At 71.2% G+C, this 15,063-nt stretch carries 15 protein-coding genes; 11 read left to right on the plus strand and 4 right to left on the minus strand.

What is annotated here, in order from left to right; all coding sequences use genetic code 11:
• The first annotated feature begins 201 nt into the window (after positions 1 to 201).
• Positions 202 to 2,388 (plus strand): OmpA family protein, encoded by a 2,187-nt coding sequence (locus V5F49_RS20360; RefSeq protein WP_394115096.1) that lies wholly within the window; start codon positions 202 to 204, stop codon positions 2,386 to 2,388.
• Between the two features lie 100 nt (positions 2,389 to 2,488).
• On the plus strand, positions 2,489 to 3,226 hold the full coding sequence (locus V5F49_RS20365; protein WP_394115097.1) for a helix-hairpin-helix domain-containing protein: 738 nt from the start codon (positions 2,489 to 2,491) through the stop codon (positions 3,224 to 3,226).
• A gap of 219 nt (positions 3,227 to 3,445) precedes the next feature.
• Here V5F49_RS20365 and V5F49_RS20370 read toward each other — a convergent pair whose 3' ends face one another.
• A complete protein-coding gene (locus V5F49_RS20370; protein ID WP_394115098.1) occupies positions 3,446 to 5,767 on the minus strand; it encodes a transglycosylase SLT domain-containing protein in 2,322 nt (773 codons plus the stop codon).
• A gap of 417 nt (positions 5,768 to 6,184) precedes the next feature.
• Between V5F49_RS20370 and dapA the strand changes: the two genes are divergently transcribed.
• The 3 genes from dapA (at position 6,185) to V5F49_RS20385 (ending at position 8,287) form a co-directional block, all read left to right on the plus strand.
• A complete protein-coding gene (gene dapA / locus V5F49_RS20375) occupies positions 6,185 to 7,084 on the plus strand; it encodes a 4-hydroxy-tetrahydrodipicolinate synthase (protein ID WP_394115099.1) in 900 nt (299 codons plus the stop codon).
• 88 nt (positions 7,085 to 7,172) lie between these two features.
• On the plus strand, positions 7,173 to 7,649 hold the full coding sequence (gene smpB / locus V5F49_RS20380) for an SsrA-binding protein SmpB (protein ID WP_394115100.1): 477 nt from the start codon (positions 7,173 to 7,175) through the stop codon (positions 7,647 to 7,649).
• 68 nt (positions 7,650 to 7,717) lie between these two features.
• Positions 7,718 to 8,287 (plus strand): peroxiredoxin, encoded by a 570-nt coding sequence (locus tag V5F49_RS20385; RefSeq protein ID WP_394115101.1) that lies wholly within the window; start codon positions 7,718 to 7,720, stop codon positions 8,285 to 8,287.
• Positions 8,288 to 8,309: 22 nt separating this feature from the next.
• Here the strand turns inward: V5F49_RS20385 and V5F49_RS20390 are convergent, their stop codons facing one another.
• Both V5F49_RS20390 and V5F49_RS20395 read right to left on the minus strand, forming a co-directional pair.
• Complete coding sequence (locus tag V5F49_RS20390) at positions 8,310 to 8,993, minus strand: uracil-DNA glycosylase family protein (protein WP_509210718.1); 684 nt, start codon at positions 8,991 to 8,993, stop codon at positions 8,310 to 8,312.
• A 6-nt stretch (positions 8,994 to 8,999) separates the two neighbouring features.
• Positions 9,000 to 9,611, minus strand: coding sequence for a LabA-like NYN domain-containing protein (locus tag V5F49_RS20395; protein ID WP_394115103.1), 612 nt, complete (start codon positions 9,609 to 9,611; stop codon positions 9,000 to 9,002).
• A gap of 202 nt (positions 9,612 to 9,813) precedes the next feature.
• Between V5F49_RS20395 and rpoZ the strand changes: the two genes are divergently transcribed.
• The 3 genes from rpoZ (at position 9,814) to V5F49_RS20410 (ending at position 11,862) form a co-directional block, all read left to right on the plus strand.
• Complete coding sequence (gene rpoZ / locus V5F49_RS20400) at positions 9,814 to 10,203, plus strand: DNA-directed RNA polymerase subunit omega (protein WP_394115104.1); 390 nt, start codon at positions 9,814 to 9,816, stop codon at positions 10,201 to 10,203.
• 386 nt (positions 10,204 to 10,589) lie between these two features.
• Entirely contained in the window at positions 10,590 to 10,907 is a 318-nt protein-coding gene (locus V5F49_RS20405) for a hypothetical protein (RefSeq protein ID WP_394115105.1), read from the plus strand.
• Positions 10,908 to 10,920: 13 nt separating this feature from the next.
• Positions 10,921 to 11,862 (plus strand): AEC family transporter, encoded by a 942-nt coding sequence (locus V5F49_RS20410; protein ID WP_394115106.1) that lies wholly within the window; start codon positions 10,921 to 10,923, stop codon positions 11,860 to 11,862.
• Here V5F49_RS20410 and gluQRS read toward each other — a convergent pair.
• Positions 11,841 to 12,755 carry a tRNA glutamyl-Q(34) synthetase GluQRS gene (gluQRS, locus tag V5F49_RS20415; protein ID WP_394115385.1) on the minus strand — a complete coding sequence of 305 codons (915 nt, stop codon included), beginning with the start codon at positions 12,753 to 12,755 and terminating at the stop codon, positions 11,841 to 11,843. The two genes, V5F49_RS20410 and gluQRS, sit on opposite strands and share 22 nt — an antisense overlap.
• A 164-nt stretch (positions 12,756 to 12,919) precedes the next feature.
• Between gluQRS and V5F49_RS20420 the strand changes: the two genes are divergently transcribed.
• From V5F49_RS20420 to V5F49_RS20430, 3 genes are all read left to right on the plus strand, one after another.
• Positions 12,920 to 13,570: a DNA-3-methyladenine glycosylase family protein gene (locus V5F49_RS20420; protein WP_394115107.1), complete on the plus strand. Its 651-nt coding sequence runs from the start codon at positions 12,920 to 12,922 to the stop codon at positions 13,568 to 13,570.
• An 18-nt stretch (positions 13,571 to 13,588) separates the two neighbouring features.
• On the plus strand, positions 13,589 to 14,293 hold the full coding sequence (locus V5F49_RS20425) for an alpha/beta hydrolase (RefSeq protein WP_394115108.1): 705 nt from the start codon (positions 13,589 to 13,591) through the stop codon (positions 14,291 to 14,293).
• Positions 14,294 to 14,465: 172 nt separating this feature from the next.
• On the plus strand, positions 14,466 to 15,023 hold the full coding sequence (locus V5F49_RS20430; RefSeq protein WP_394115109.1) for an HNH endonuclease: 558 nt from the start codon (positions 14,466 to 14,468) through the stop codon (positions 15,021 to 15,023).
• The last annotated feature ends 40 nt before the right edge of the window (positions 15,024 to 15,063 follow it).

The following is a 15,063-nucleotide window of genomic DNA, read 5'->3' on the forward strand; positions in this document are numbered from 1 at the left end:
TGTCGGCGAAGTGTGCTGAACTCCCCCTCCCGCGCCGCTGGCGTTCGCGCCCGTGGTGCGGGACGGGTGGCGTCCGTCCGGCGTCGGATCCGGCGGCACAGTGTGCCGTGCGGTCCGGCTGGCCGGGCAAGGCGCGTGGCCGCGTCGGCCCCTTGCGGGCGGCGCATGCCGCGGCGGCGCCGGATCGGGAGAGGCTAGCGGATGGCGGCGGACCGGCACGGCGACGGGCGGGACACAGGTGGCAGGAGGCGCTGGCGCAGGGCGTGGACGCTGGTCCTGGGGCTGACCGCGTTCGGGCTGCTGTATGCCTACACCGTGTCCACCGCGCGCCGGCCCATCGAGGCCGATCTGCAGCGGGCGGCGGCCGACGTTCTGGCTCGCACCGGCGAATCCTGGGCCTCGGCACGGTTCGAGGGCCGCGACGCCACGCTGGAGGGAGAGTCGCTGGCCCAGGAGGCCCGCGACAAGGTCCGCGCCTCGCTGCAATCCCTGTTCGGCGTGCGGGTGGTGCGCGATCGCACCACGCTCCTGCCGGAGCGACGGCCCTTCACCTTCAGCGCGGTGAAGGACGGCCGCACCATCGCCCTCGATGGCTACGTGCCCTCGGCCGATGCCCTGTTCCGCATCGTCGCGGCCGCGCGCGAGGGCGGCTACCAGGTGACGGGGCAAGACCGGCTGGTGCGGGCCCGCGGGGCGCCGCCCGGGGATTTCGGCGCCTTGGTCATCTTCGGCCTTGGCCAGCTGAAGAAGCTGCCGTCCGGCCGCATCACCCTGTCCGATGGCGCCATCGGCATCGAGGGGCGCGCCCGCGATCTCGCGAGCTATGACGCGCTTGCCCGCATCATGCACGGGCCGCTGCCCGACGGCATGGTGCTGGCCCGCTTCGCGGTGCGGCCGCCGGTCGCCGCGCCGTTCGTGTGGTCCGCAGAGCGCGATGGCGCGGTGCTGCGCCTCACCGGCTTCATCCCGTCCGCGGAAGCGCGCGCCGATGTGGCGGCGGCGCTTTCGGCCGCGGTGCCGGGCATCGGCGTGAAGGACGACACCCGGCTCGCCGATGGCGCGCCGAGCCTTGAGCTGTGGCTGAAGGCGGTGCGCTTTGCCGGGCAGGTGTTGGCGCAACTGCCGGAGGGCCGCGTGACGATCTCGGACAGCACGCTCGCCGTGGAGGGGCTGGCGCCGAGCTTCACCGCATTCGACCAGTTGCTGGCCGCGCGCCGCGCGCCGCCGGAAGGCTTCCAGATCATCCGCTTCGCCGTGGAGCCGCCGCGCGCCGCGCCCTTCATCTGGCGCATCGAGCGCCTCGCGCAGGCGGTGCGCCTCGCCGGCTACGCGCCGTCGGAGGAGGCGCGTCGGCTGCTGGTGGATGCCGCCCGCGCGGCGTTTCCCGGCGTCCAGGTCAGCGACGATATGCAGCTCGCCTCAGGCGGACCTGCGCCGGAGGTGTGGGCGAGCGCCGCCAGCTTCGCCGTCGCCCAGCTGGGCAAGCTCATGACCGGCTCGGCCGAGGTGACCGGCGCCCAGGTGGCGCTGGCCGGCGAGGCGGTGGATTCGGCCGCCTATGCCTCCATCATGCAGGCCGCGCGCACCCCTCCGGCCGGCGTGAGCGTGGTGGCGGATGGGGTGGAGCCGCCCGCCATCTCGCCCTATGTCTTCTCGGTGCGGCGCGAGGGCGACGAGCTCACCGTCTCCGGCTTCTACCCGGACCTTGCCGTGCATGCGGCGATCCGCGCCGCGCTGGAGCGCGACTTCCTCCGGGAGAAGGTCAACGACGTCTCCTCCGTGGGCGGCGGCGCGCCGGACGGGTTCCTGCGGGCGGTGCTGGCGGGCCTGGCGCAGCTGTCCCGCATGGGCGCCGGCGAGCTGAGCATCGCCGACGCCCAGATGCGGCTGTCGGGACGGGTGCTGACGCCGGCCGCCGCCGTGGAGGTGGAGGGCGAGCTGAAACGGGCCGTCCACGCGCCGTTCACGGTCGAGACCGCGCTGGAGATGGCGCCGGTGGCCGCGCCGCTCGACACCGCTGCCTGCGGCCGGCTGGTGGGCGACCTGCTCGGGCGGGGCACGGTGCGATTCGCCACCGGCAGCGCCGAGATCGACCGCAGCAGCCGCGGCCTGCTCGACCGGCTGGCGGTGGCGCTGAAGCGGTGCCCGGCCACGCTGGTGCGCGTTCTGGGCCATACCGATGGCGTGGGTGACGGCGAGCTCAACCAGCGCCTGTCTGAGGCGCGGGCCAACGCAGTGCTGGCATATCTCGTGGAGTCCGGCATAGGCTCGGATCGCCTGAGCGCAGCGGGGCAGGGCGCAGGCCGGCCTCTCGCTCCAAACGACACGGAAGCGGGGCGGGCTCTCAACCGCCGCATCGAGATCGAGGTGAAGGAGCGCGCGCCATGATCTACCTGGCTCTCGCCTTGTGGCCGCATCTTCTGGCGGCGCTGGCCATCGGCCTCGCCACAGGCTACGCGCTGGGACGCCAGTGCCCGGGGAGGCGCGCATGACCGCATTCGATCTCCAGGTCCTGCTGCTGCTGGCCATTGCCTTCATGCTCGGCATTGCCGCCGGCTACTGGCTGGCGCAGCGCCGGCCCCCGCGGGAGGTGGACGCAGAGCGGATCGCCCGGCTGGTGCAGGCGGAGGGGGACGGCCTGTCCGGCGTGGCACCCTGGCCGCGCCCGGCACCCCCGGCGCGCGAGTCCGGCTCGGGACTGAGCCGGGTGCCGGTGCCGCCGGCCTACCGCCCGCCCGAGCCTCCGCGCGCCGCCCCGCCGCGTCCGCAGCCGGCGTCACCATCTTCGCCTGCTCCGGCGCGGGCCGAGGAGCCGGATCTGTTCACGCGCCTCGGCCTCACCAACGGTCTCGTGGCGCTCGCCCCGCGCGAGCGCGAGCCGGAGACCCGTCCGCCCGCGCCACCGCCGGTCCCGCCGCGGGAGAAGGGGCCCGACGGCCATCCCGGCCGTCGCCCGCCCACGCTGGAGGCGCCTGAGGGCGAAAGCGCCGACGACCTGAAGCTGCTCAAGGGCATCGGCCCGCAGAACGAGCGGCGGCTGAACGCCCTCGGCATCTTCCATTTCCGCCAGATCGCGGCCTGGACCCCGGACGAGGCGGCATGGGTCGGCAGCTATCTGGCCTTCCCCGGGCGGATCGAGCGGGAGAAGTGGACCGCGCAGGCGCGTGCCCTCACCGCCGGCGATCCGCCTCCCGACAATGGCCACAAGCGGCGGCAGGAGCCGTGAGATCCCTCTAACGCCCCGCGAGCCTCTCACGGCCGCAGGCGCGGCGGGCGAGCCGCATCCTGTGCGGGAAGCGGTGGGATGGGTGGAGCGGAACAGTGGGCGCCGCCGCCCGCCGGAACATCGACCTGCCGGGCCTGATCCTTGGGGTGGCGTGCCGGGCGGACGGGCCGGGGCGGCCAGCATCGCCGGCCACCGTCGTCGGTGCCCAGTGACGCGGGCTCAGCGCCCGCCGCGCAGGTCCGCTTCCATCTGGAGCTTGGTGGGGATGTTGAAGCGCAGCTTGTAGACTTGGTAGTTCTCCATCACCCGCTGGACATAGTTGCGGGTCTCGGAGAAGGGGATGGATTCCACCCAGTTCACCACGTCCACGTCCGGATCGCGCGGGTCGCCGAACCGCTGGATCCACTTGGCGACGCTGCCGCGACCGGCATTGTAGGCCGCGAACACCAGCACGTAATTGCCGTTGTAGTTCTCCACCAGCTCGCCCAACTCGGCGGCGCCGAACTGGACATTGTACGACTGGTCGCTCATCAGGCGCTGCTCGTTGTAGGGCGCACCGGTCTTCTTGGAGACCTCGCGGCCGGCGGCCGGGGTCACCTGCATCAGGCCCATGGCCTTGGCGCTGGAAAGCGTGCGGGCGTTGAACAGGCTCTCCTGCCGCGCGACCGCATAGATGGACGCCTTGTCCACCGGATTGCCGATGGGCGTGTAGGTGGGCAGGCCGAAGGTGGGGAACGCCTCGGCCTCGAGCGGATGGCCCTCGGCGAGGCTCTCCTTGCCCACCACCAGCGCGCCGCGCGCATCGCCGGCGCTCTCTGCGAGGTTGGCCAGCATGGCGAGCTGGGCCGAATCCTCCATGCGCCAGGCGAGGTCGTAATAGATGGTCAGCGGCGTGTCCCGATCGCCGATGGCGTACAGCATCTTGATGGCTTTGACCGGCTCCAGCCGGTTGAAGTTGCCGCGGGTGTCGAACGAGCCGCCCGGCGTGCCGCGCAGCGCCACCGGCGCCATGCCGAGCTTGGTGCGCGACAGCTGCCCGTAATAGGTGGCAGGGAAGCGTGATGCCGCCTCGTAGCCGGCATTGGCGCGGCCGCGGTCGCCCATGGCCTCCGCGGCGCGGGCCTGCCAGTAGTAGGCGCGCGAGAGCGTGATCGGGTGCTTCTGGTCGTCGTCGATCTTGGCGAAGTGCTGGGCTGCCGTGCGCGGGTCCTTCAGGAAGGTGAGGGCGATCCAGCCGGCGGTGAAGTGCTGTTCGGCGCGGTAGTTGTCGGCCTTCGGCGGCACGCCGGTGGCGGCCACCTTGTAGGCGGCCTGCGGGTCGCCCGCCTCGATCAGCTCGCGGGCGACGAGGCGCCGCTCGATCCACCATTCGTCCGGATCGGCGCGCACCATGTCGGAGGTGGAGCCGGCGAGCAGAGCCCGCGCGGCTTCCTGCGGCTTGTCGGCGCGGCGGGCGAGCTGGGACTTGGCGAACAGATAGGCGGGATCGTTGGCAAGGGTGAACGGCACCTGGGCCAGCAGCTTGTCGCCGTTCGGCTCCTTCTTGGCGATGGCCATGCGCGCCTTGGTGAGCGCGACGATGTCCGAGCCGGCCCGCGCCGCGGCGCGCAGGGCGCGCTCGGGGTCGGGCTTGTAGCTGAAGCGGTCGGCGCGCAGCTTGTGGTCGGCGCGGGTGAGCACAGAGCCGAACTCGGAGAGGATCCGCTCCTCGAACAGCTCGTTCAGCTCATCCTCGCGATAGGCCTCGCGCACCCAGTCGGCGGCATCCGAGCGGTTGCCCACCGAGACCAGGTAACGGGCGAGCGCCACCTTGCCCTCGCCCGACAGGGGCGGCTGCTCGGCGAAGAACTCGCGCGCCTTGGCGGGGTCGCGGTTCTCCTGGAACAGGACGCGCTCGGCACGCCGGCGCAGGGTGTTCTGCGTCGGCCAGCCGGGCTTTTCCTTCAGGAACTGGTTGATGGCGTCGAAGCCCAGATCGTTCGGCGCGTGGCGGATGACGAGCCACGTCACCAGAGAGCGCGCCACCGGGTCATCCAGTTGCTGCGCGGCGCTCATGGCCTCGCCGGCGCGTCCGTTCTTGGCCGCCGTCACCGCGACGCGGAGCGCGGCGAGGTCGCTGCCGGGGATGTTGGAAGACGCGCCCAGCGGCGGCGCAGGCTGGGCCGGGGCGGCAGGCGCGCGCGCGGGTGCCGTCTTCGCAGCCGACTTGGCCGTGCCGGACTTGGCCGCGCCGGACTTGGCATCCTTCGCGGACTTGGAATCACCGCCCTTGGCGGCGGCCGGCTTCGCGGTGGACTTGGAATCGTGGCTGGACTTGGCGTCCTTGGCGTCCTTGGCCGCCTTGGTGTCCTTCGCGGACTTGGAATCGGTGCTCTTGGAGTCCTTTGTGGACTTGGTGTCCTTGGAGGCTTTCGCGTCCTTGGCGGCGGCGGGCTTGGCGGCCGGGGTCGGCGCGGTTTCCGCCGCAGCCGGCATCGCCCCGCTCCACGCAAGGGCGAGCGCCAGCGCGCTCACGGAAATCAGGCTCGAAACTGGCGACATGGAATGTCCTCGCGGCGCGTTCGGTCTTGAGCGGCTCCCCCTTGGCCATGTTCGGCCAGCCGTGTTGACGAAACCCTAACCAGATTGATCGCGGAAAGAGGGCGAAACCGGGGCCCCTGCCGCAGCGTTGGTTGCATTCGGCGTTTCGCCTCACCCCGGTGCCTCCTCTCCATCCCCGCGCACCTCCGCCAGCCCGACTTCGATGGGCGGGAAGCCCGCCGGGCGATGCGGCTTCGGTTTGCCGCCACCGCCGAGCGGCTTCCGGCGCGTGCCCCCTTTCCGGGCGGGCGGCAAAAGGATAAGGGTCAAGGCCCGCACCCGCCGCTCACCCGAGCCGGCGCGGCGCCGGGGCGTCAGCCGTCCGCGCAGGCGTCGCCGGCCAATCGACCAAGCTCCAGGAACCCAAGGCGTTCGCCCATGTCGCCCATCCCGTCTCTCTCGCGCTTCCGCGGCTCCTTTACCGCCCTCGTCACCCCGTTCCGCGACGGCGCGCTGGATGAGAAGGCGTTCCGCGCCTTCGTGGACTGGCAGATCGCCGAGGGCACCCACGGCCTCGTCCCCGTCGGCACCACCGGCGAGAGCCCGACCCTGTCCCACGACGAGCACAACCGCGTGGTGGAGTGGACCGTCGAGCAGTCCGGCGGCCGTGTGCCGGTGATCGCCGGCGCCGGGTCCAACAACACCTCGGAGGCGGTGGCCCTCGCCCAGCATGCCCAGAAGGTGGGCGCCGACGCGCTGCTGGTGGTGACGCCCTATTACAACAAGCCCACCCAGGAAGGGCTCTTCCGCCATTTCAAGGCCATCGCCGACGCGGTGGACCTGCCCATCTTCATCTACAACATCCCGAGCCGCTCGGTGATCGACATGTCGGTGGAGACCATGGCGCGCCTGTTCGAGCTGCCGAACATCGCCGGCGTGAAGGACGCCACCGCCAACCTCGCCCGCGTCTCGCTGCAGCGGCAGGTGCTGGGGCCGGACTTCATCCAGCTCTCGGGCGAGGACGCCACCGCCCTCGGCTTCATGGCCCACGGCGGCCATGGCTGCATCTCGGTGGCCTCGAACGTCGCGCCGCGCCTGTGCGCCGACTTCCAGAACGCCTGCCTCGCCGGCGACTTCGCCGCGGCCCTCGCCATCCAGGACAAGCTGATGCCGCTGCATACGGCGCTGTTCGTGGAGACCAATCCCTCGCCCACCAAGTATGCGCTCTCCGTGCTCGGCAAGATGAGCGAGGAGGCGCGCCTGCCCATGGTGCCCGTCTCCGAATCCACCCGCGCGGTGGTGAAGAGCGCCATGGTGCACGCCGGCCTCATCAACTGATGGCCTCGCGTCCGCGGCAGGGGGCGGAGCGGGCGGTGAGCCCCTTCCGCTTGCCTGCCCGGCGGCGCGCGACCATGTTTGCCCCATCATGAGCGACAAGAACAAAGACGCCCCCCGCAAGATCGCCGCCGACAACCGGCGCGCGCGCTTCGACTATGAGATCGGCGAGACGCTGGAGGCGGGCATCTCCCTCACCGGCACCGAGGTGAAGAGCCTGCGCGGCGGCAAGGCCACCATCGGCGAGAGCTATGCCGCCCAGAAGGACGGGGAGATGTGGCTCTACAACGCCTACATCCCCGAGTACCTGGAGGCGAACCGCTTCAATCACGAGACCCGGCGGCCCCGCAAGCTGCTGCTGCACAAGCGCCAGATCGCCAAGCTGGGCCAGGCGGTGGAGCGCGAGGGCATGACGGTGGTGGCGCTGAAGATCTATTTCAACGATCGCGGCCGCGCCAAGGTGGAGCTCGCCGTGGCGCGCGGCCGCAAGGCCCACGACAAGCGCGAGGCCAGCAAGGAGCGCGACTGGGCCCGCGACAAGGCGCGCCTGATGCGCGAGCGGGGCTGAGCCGGCCGGCTGCACGCCGCGCGGAGCCCGCACGACGCAACTCAACTCACGCGGAACGGGGAACGGCCATGACCACCTACAACAGCCTGCCCGAGGGCCTGCCTGTACCCGAGGATGACGGGCACGCCGACCACCTGCCGGGGCTGGAGCTGCCCATCATCCACCTGCCGGCGACCGACGGGCGCACCGTCGACCTCTCCTCGCTGTCCGGCCTCGCCGTGGTCTATGCCTATCCCCGCACGGGCGTGCCGGGCGAGCCGCTGCCGACGGGCTGGGACGAGATCCCCGGCGCGCGCGGCTGCACGCCCCAGTCCTGCGCCTTCCGCGACCATTTCGCGGACCTGAGGGCGGCCGGCGCGGAGCATGTGTTCGGCCTGTCGCTCCAGGACACGCCCTTCCAGAGCGAGGTGGCCGAACGGCTGCACCTGCCGTTCCCGCTGCTGTCGGACCATCGGCATGAGCTGACCCATGCCATCCGGCTGCCGACCTTCGAGGTGGAGGGCCAAGTGCTCCTGAAGCGCATCACCCTCATCATCGAGGACGGCGCCATTTCCCACGTCTTCTATCCCGTCTTCCCGCCCGACCGGAACGCGGCGGACGTGCTGGCGCACCTTGCCACCAAGCGCGCGCAGGACTGAGCCTGCGCGGCGGCGGGCGCGCTCAGGCGGCGTCGAGATAGGCGCGCACGGCAGAGAACACGGAGTGGAACATCTGCGGCGTCAGGACGCCGGTGTTCGTGTTGTAGCGGGAGCAGTGGTAGGAGGCGAACAGGCGCACCTGCCCGATAGTGTCCGTGGCGCCGTGGCCGAACTTCAGCCGAGAGGCCTTCTCGCCCAGCGCCGCCAGCGTGGAATCATGGGCGATCTTGCCCAGCGTCACGATGGCCTTGAGGCGCGGCATGGCCTCCATGGGCGCCTTCAGGAACGGGCGGCAGGTGCGGATCTCCTGCGGCGTCGGCTTGTTCTGCGGCGGCACGCAGCGCACGGCATTGATGATGCGCGCGTCGGTGAGCGCCAGCCCGTCCTCGGGATGGGCGGCATAAGTGCCGGTGGCGAAGCCGTACTGGATCAGCGTGGAATAGAGCAGGTCGCCGGCATAGTCGCCGGTGAACGGCCGACCGGTGCGGTTGGCGCCGCGCAGGCCCGGGGCGAGGCCGACGATGAGCAGGCGCGCATCCTGCGGTCCGAAGGCCGGCACCGGCGCGTTGTGCCAGCCCGGCTCGGCGGCCCGCCATTCGGTGCGGAACTCGGCGAGGCGCGGGCACAGCGGGCAGTCGCGCGGCGGCTCGGTCGCGGGCAACGTCGCGCGCGCCCCGGCGGACGCCGTGGCCATGGGGCGGGCCATGGAGCGTCAGGTCTCGGGATCGGAGGCTGTGGCCGCGGCGGCGTTGCGCCGCTCCAGGAAGCGCGGCGTCTCCTGCATGCGGCCCTGCCGCTCGGAGGGGTCGCGGCCGATCTTGGGCTGGAGCTCCACCAGGTCGATGAAGACGTCCGCCTGCCGGCGCAGGTCGTCGGCGATCAGCGGCGGCTGGGTGGAGATGGTGGAGACCACGGACACCCGCACGCCCCGGCGCTGCAGCGCCTCCACCAGCGAGCGGAAGTCGCCGTCGCCGGAGAAGAGCACGATGTGGTCCACGTGCTCGGCGAGCTCCATGGCGTCCACGGCGATCTCGATGTCCATGTTGCCGCGCACGCGGCGCCGGCCCTGCGCGTCGGTGAACTCGCGCGCGAGCTTGGTGACGACCGAGTAGCCGTTGTAGTCCAGCCAGTCGAGCAGCGGGCGGATGGAAGAGTATTCCTGATCCTCGATCAGGGTGGTGTAGTAGAACGCCCGCAGCAGATAGCCCCGGCTCTGGAACTCCTTCAGGAGCCGCTTGTAGTCGATGTCGAAGCCGAGCGCTTTGGTTGCTGAGTACAGATTGGCGCCATCAATCAGAAGAGCGATCTTTTCCAGGCCCTGCATACAAAGGTCCGCCGATGGAAGGGTATGGGCAAAGGGATAAGGCTGCAAACCACGTCATCCAGCCGCCTTTCTCCGACGAAGGCAATTCCAAATCAAGCGAAAAAGGCGGCGCGGGCTTGCCCCATGGCGGGAATTGCTGTATCCACCCGCTCTTCCCAGGCCTAGATATGTGCGCTGCTGCGCATGAGGGAGTGACGAGCCCATGGCCCGTGTCACGGTAGAAGATTGCATCGACAAGGTGGATAACCGGTTCGAGCTGGTCCTGCTCGCCGCCCACCGGGCGCGCATGATCTCGTCCGGCCAGCAGATCACCATCGATCGCGACAACGACAAGAACCCCGTCGTCGCCCTGCGCGAGATCGCGGACGAGACGGTGAGCCCCGAGGATCTGAAGGAAGACCTCATCCACTCGCTCCAGAAGTACACCGAGGTGGACGAGCCCGAGCCCGAGGCCGTGCCGCTCATCGCTTCCGGCGAATCGGGCAGTGGCGACGACAGCGACGTGATGCTCGACCGCATGACGGAAGAGGAGCTTCTTGCCGGCCTTCAGGGCCTCGTGCCGCCCGAGCACACCGACGACGACGAGGGCTGATCGCCCCGTTTCCCCGTTAGGTGACGGCCGGGCGCGATGCCCGGCCGTTTTCGTTTGGGGCGCGCCGTCGCGGTCATCCGGGGCCGTGGCCGGTGGGGTGCGACCTGCCCCGACGGGATCGAAGCGGGTGCAGCCTTGCCCGCTCTAAACGATTAATGCGCCGGTTGACGGCCCCCGGACACCAGCCTAGGTTTCCCCCCATGTTTCGTTTCGGACCAGCACGGCCGTCGATTATTCCGGCCCCGCGGCGACTTCCCCGCCCGGTCGACCCTGTCGGCCGGGTGACCTGACGCGCCGGCCGGCCTTTGCGGCGGGCGCGACCACTTCCGGGGCCCAACCCCGTCGCTCCGCAGGCGGCCCAGCCGCGCTTCGTCCGGAACTTTTCCATGTCCCATGCTTCCGTTGTCCCGCCGGTCACCGACCGTTGCGGCCCGCGCCATTGCCTCCAGGTGGAGGCGGAGCCCCAGGTCAACCTGATGATGCGCCTGCTGGAGCCGCTCGTGGTCCACGACGTGCTGCCGGAGCGCATCGTCTGCACCGGTGGCGAGGATGCGCTCGGCATCGAGATCGTCTTCGCCGCCTCCACCGATGTGGCCGAGCGGCTGCGGCTGCGGCTCGGCGGGATGATGGGCGTCAGGTCGGCCGCCATCGCGCCCGCCGGGGCCAGCCTGGCCCACCCTGCGGCCGCTTCCCGCGCGGCCTGAGAGAGAGGTCGCCATGCTCGCCACCCTCGCCGACATCGCCGTCATCGTCCTGCCGGTCTTCGGCATGGTGGCGGTGGGCTATCTCTCCGCCCGAGTCGGCCTGGTGAGCGAGCGGGCGACCGACGGCCTCGCCGAGTTCGTCTTCAGCCTCTCGGTGCCGGTGCTCATCTTCAAGACGCTGAGCGAATCCCGGCTGCCGGAGGCGCAGCCTTGGGGCTACTGGATCGCCTATTTCGCCGGCGCCTTCTTCGTGTTCTGGCTGGCCATGGTGGCGGCCCGGCGACTGTTCGGCCGCGGCCACAAGGAGGCGGTGATCCATGGCTTCGCGGCGGGGCAGGCGAACACGGTGTTCGTGGGCGTGCCGCTGATCCTCAAGGCCTATGGCGACGAGGGCGCGGTGCCCTTGTTCCTGCTCATCGCGATCCATCTGCCGGTGATGCTGGTGGCCGCCACCGTTCTGCTGGAGGGCAGCGCCGGTTTCTCGCGGGCCACGGTCCTGCGGCTGCTCAAGGCGTTGGCGTTCAACCCGATCCTCATCGGCATCTATGCCGGGGCGCTGGCGCGGGTGGTGGGCGTTCAGGCGACGGGCATCCCCAAGCAGATGGTGGACCTGCTCGCCGCCGCGGCCACCCCCTGCGCGCTGATCTCGCTCGGCCTGTCGCTGAAGCGCTACGGCATGGCGGGCGGGGATCTCGCGCCCTCCGCAGTCATCTGCCTGCTGAAGCTGGTGGTGCATCCGGCGGCGGTGTTCGCGGTCACCTTCGTGTTCGCCATGCCGCCGGTGTGGGCCGGCGTGGCCGTGCTGTTCGCGGCCATGCCGAGCGGCATCAACGGCTATCTGCTGGCCCAGCGCTACGGCATCGGGGTCGCCACCTCCACCACGGCGGTGTCCATGTCCACCGGTCTCGCGGTGCTGACCGTGGCGGTGTGGCTCTACATCCTCGGCGTGGGCTGAGCCGCAGGGGCAAACCCCAGCCGCGCCCTCACGTCCTCGGGGGTGACGCCCGCCGCGCGCAGGGCGGCAAGGCTGGTGGCGCTGTTGCTCTTGGAGAGCTTGTGCCCGCTGTCGTCCAGGATCAGCCGGTGGTGGTGGTAGACCGGCGTCGGCAGGCCCAACAGGCGCTGCAGCAGGACGTGCACCGATGTGGCGTGGAACAGGTCCATGCCACGGATGACATGGGTGATCGCCTGCGCCGCGTCGTCCACCACGACGGAGAGGTGATAGGAGGTGGGCACGTCCTTGCGCGCCAGCACCACGTCGCCCCATGCCGCGGGATCTCCCTGCACCCGCCGGAGCGGGCCTTCCGGCGCGCCTTGTGCCTCCGCCCATCCGGGCGGACCACCGGCAGCGGCGATGGCGGCCGCCATGTCCAGACGCAGCACGAACGGCGCGCCCGCCGCCCGCCGTGCGGCGCGCTCGGCCGCACCCAAGGCGTTGCGCGGGAAGGGAAAGAGCGGTGCGCCATCGGGATCGCGCGGGGCGGGGCGGCCGGTCGCCGCCTCCTGCTCGATCACGGCGCGGGCGATGTCCGACCGGCTCTCGAAGGCGGGATAGACCAGCCCCATGGCCTCCAGCCGCGCGAGGGCGGCGGCATAATCGGCGAAGTGCTCGGACTGCCGGCGCGGCGGGGCATCCGGCGCCACGCCCAGCCAGGCGAGGTCGTCGAGGATGCCGCGCTCGAATTCCGGGCGACATCGGGTGGCGTCGATGTCCTCCATGCGCAACAGGAAGGTGCCGCCCATGCGGCGCGCCGCCTCGCTGTTGACGAGGGCGGAACAGGCGTGGCCCAGATGGAGCCGCCCGTTGGGGCTGGGCGCGAACCGGCAGGTGATCCGCTGTCCCGGCAGGGGCGGGCGCGGGTCGGCCGCGAGCGGACGTGCGAGCGGACTTGCGGTCTGACTTGCGGGCGGGGCAGGGGCCGTCACGGGCGGTCGGTCCGGCATGGGGCGGTGGAACGTTGAGGGCACGCGCGGGCGAGATTCCCGACGGCGTGCGCCGCTGGGAGTGCATGATGGACGAGCCGCACCTTGCCGACCAGCCTACGTTCGACCGCGCGTTCGATGCGCTGCTCCATCTCGACCCGCGCCTCGTGCCGCTGGCCGAGGTGGCGGGCCGCCCGGCCCTGCGGCGGCGGGAGCCGGGGTTTGCCGGCCTTGCCTCCGTGGTGGTGGCGCAACAGCTCTCCGTGGCGTCCGCCCGCGCCATCCAAGGCCGGCTGGAGCTCACGCTGGGCGGCGCCCCGTCCGTGGAGGCGATGCTCGCCGCGACACCTGAGGCCCTGCGCGCCGCGGGGCTTTCGGCGCCCAAGATCCGCACCCTCACCGGCATCGCCCGGGCGCTCGCCGACGGCGCTGTGGACCTCGACGTGGTGGCGCGCCTGCCGGCGGATGAGGCGGCGGAGCTGATGACGCGCCTGCCGGGCATCGGGCCATGGACCGCGGACATCTACCTGTTGTTCTGCCTCGGCCGCGCGGATGCGTTCCCCGAGGGCGACCTCGCGCTCCAGGTGGCGCTGGGGGAGGGCTTCGGGCTGCCCGGCCGCTGCACGCCGCACGGCCTGCGCGCCATCGCCGAGGACTGGCGCCCCCTGCGCGGCGTGGCGGCGCATCTGCTGTGGGCCTATTATGGCGCCCGGCGGGCGCGGCTGGGCGCCCCGGCCTGATCGCACACGGTGGCCCTGATGCCCTTTCCCCTCGACGGTGTCTCGCTCGATGAGCCGATCCTTGACGGCCCGCGCCTGCGGCCCCGCTCCGGCGGCGAGCCGGACAGCCTCGTGGTGTTCCTGCACGGCTATGGTGCGGACGGGCGCGACCTGATCGACATCGGCAATGCCTGGGCCGAGCTTCTGCCCGGCACCGCCTTCGTCTCCCCCCATGCTCCGGACCCCTGCGGCGAGGCGCCGGTGGGGCGGCAGTGGTTCCCGCTCACCTTCCGCGACCCGCACGAGCTGACCCGGGGTGCCGAGGCCGCCGCGCCGCTGCTGCGGGAGTTCCTTGCGGCGGAGCTTGCGAAATACGACCTGCCGGCCTCCCGTCTCGCTCTCGTCGGCTTCAGCCAGGGGGCCATGATGGCGCTGAAGGTCGCTACCACCGCGGCCGAGGCGCCGGCGGCGGTGGTGGCCTATTCCGGCCTGTGGGTGGAGGCGGCCGCCGGCCGCGGCGGGACGGGCGAGCTGCCGGTGCGCCCGCCAGTGCTGCTGGTGCACGGCTCGGAGGACGAGGTGATCCCGGCACAGGCACTGTTCGCCTCGGCGCAGGGGCTGGCGGCGGCCGGCGTGCCGGCGGAATGGCACCTCAGCCACGGGCTGGGCCACGGCATCGACGATGCCGGGCTCGCGCATGGCGGCGCCTTCCTGGCCGAATTCCTGCGGCCAAGCCGGCGTTAGGCGCCGGCCGCAGATGCCGGCGGATGCGCCAGCGGCGGTACGGTAATATCCAACGCGCGCGGTGCGTGAATTCCGCGCGGCTTCACAACACTGACACGGAGCATATAGAGTATCGCCCGCGCATCGGGATCGTCACTTGCGATTCGAATGCGGAAGACGAGGAGTTCGGTCCTTGACCACTGCTTTGTCACCCGGGGCTTGGCCAGCGCTCGTGCTCAACGCGGACTACCGCCCGTTGAGCTATTACCCGCTGTCGGTCTGGAGCTGGCAGGATGCGATCAAGGCGGTCTTTCTCGATCGGGTCAACATCGTCGAGTATTACGACAAGGCGGTGCGAAGTCCCGGGTTCGAGATCCGCCTGCCGAGCGTGGTCTCGCTGCGGGCGTTCGTGAAGCCCACCCGACAACCGGCCTTCACCCGCTTCAACGTCTTCCTCCGCGACCGCTTCTCCTGCCAGTATTGCGGCTCGCGCGACGACCTGACCTTCGACCACTTGATCCCCCGCTCCCGGGGCGGGCAGACCACCTGGGAAAACGTCGTCGCCGCCTGCTCCCCCTGCAACCTGCGCAAGGGCAGCCACATGCCCGGGGACGTCGGAATGTGGCCGGCGCAGATGCCGTTCCAGCCCTCCGTGCATGACCTGCACCAGAACGGGCGCCAGTTCCCGCCGAACTACCTGCACCAGAGCTGGCTGGATTATCTTTACTGGGATACCGAGCTCGATCCCTGATCGCCGGCCCTCCGAGCCATCGCACTCCATCCGATTCCCG

It is taken from the genome of Xanthobacter lutulentifluminis (assembly GCF_043194675.2).
Taxonomy (GTDB): Bacteria; Pseudomonadota; Alphaproteobacteria; order Rhizobiales; family Xanthobacteraceae; genus Xanthobacter.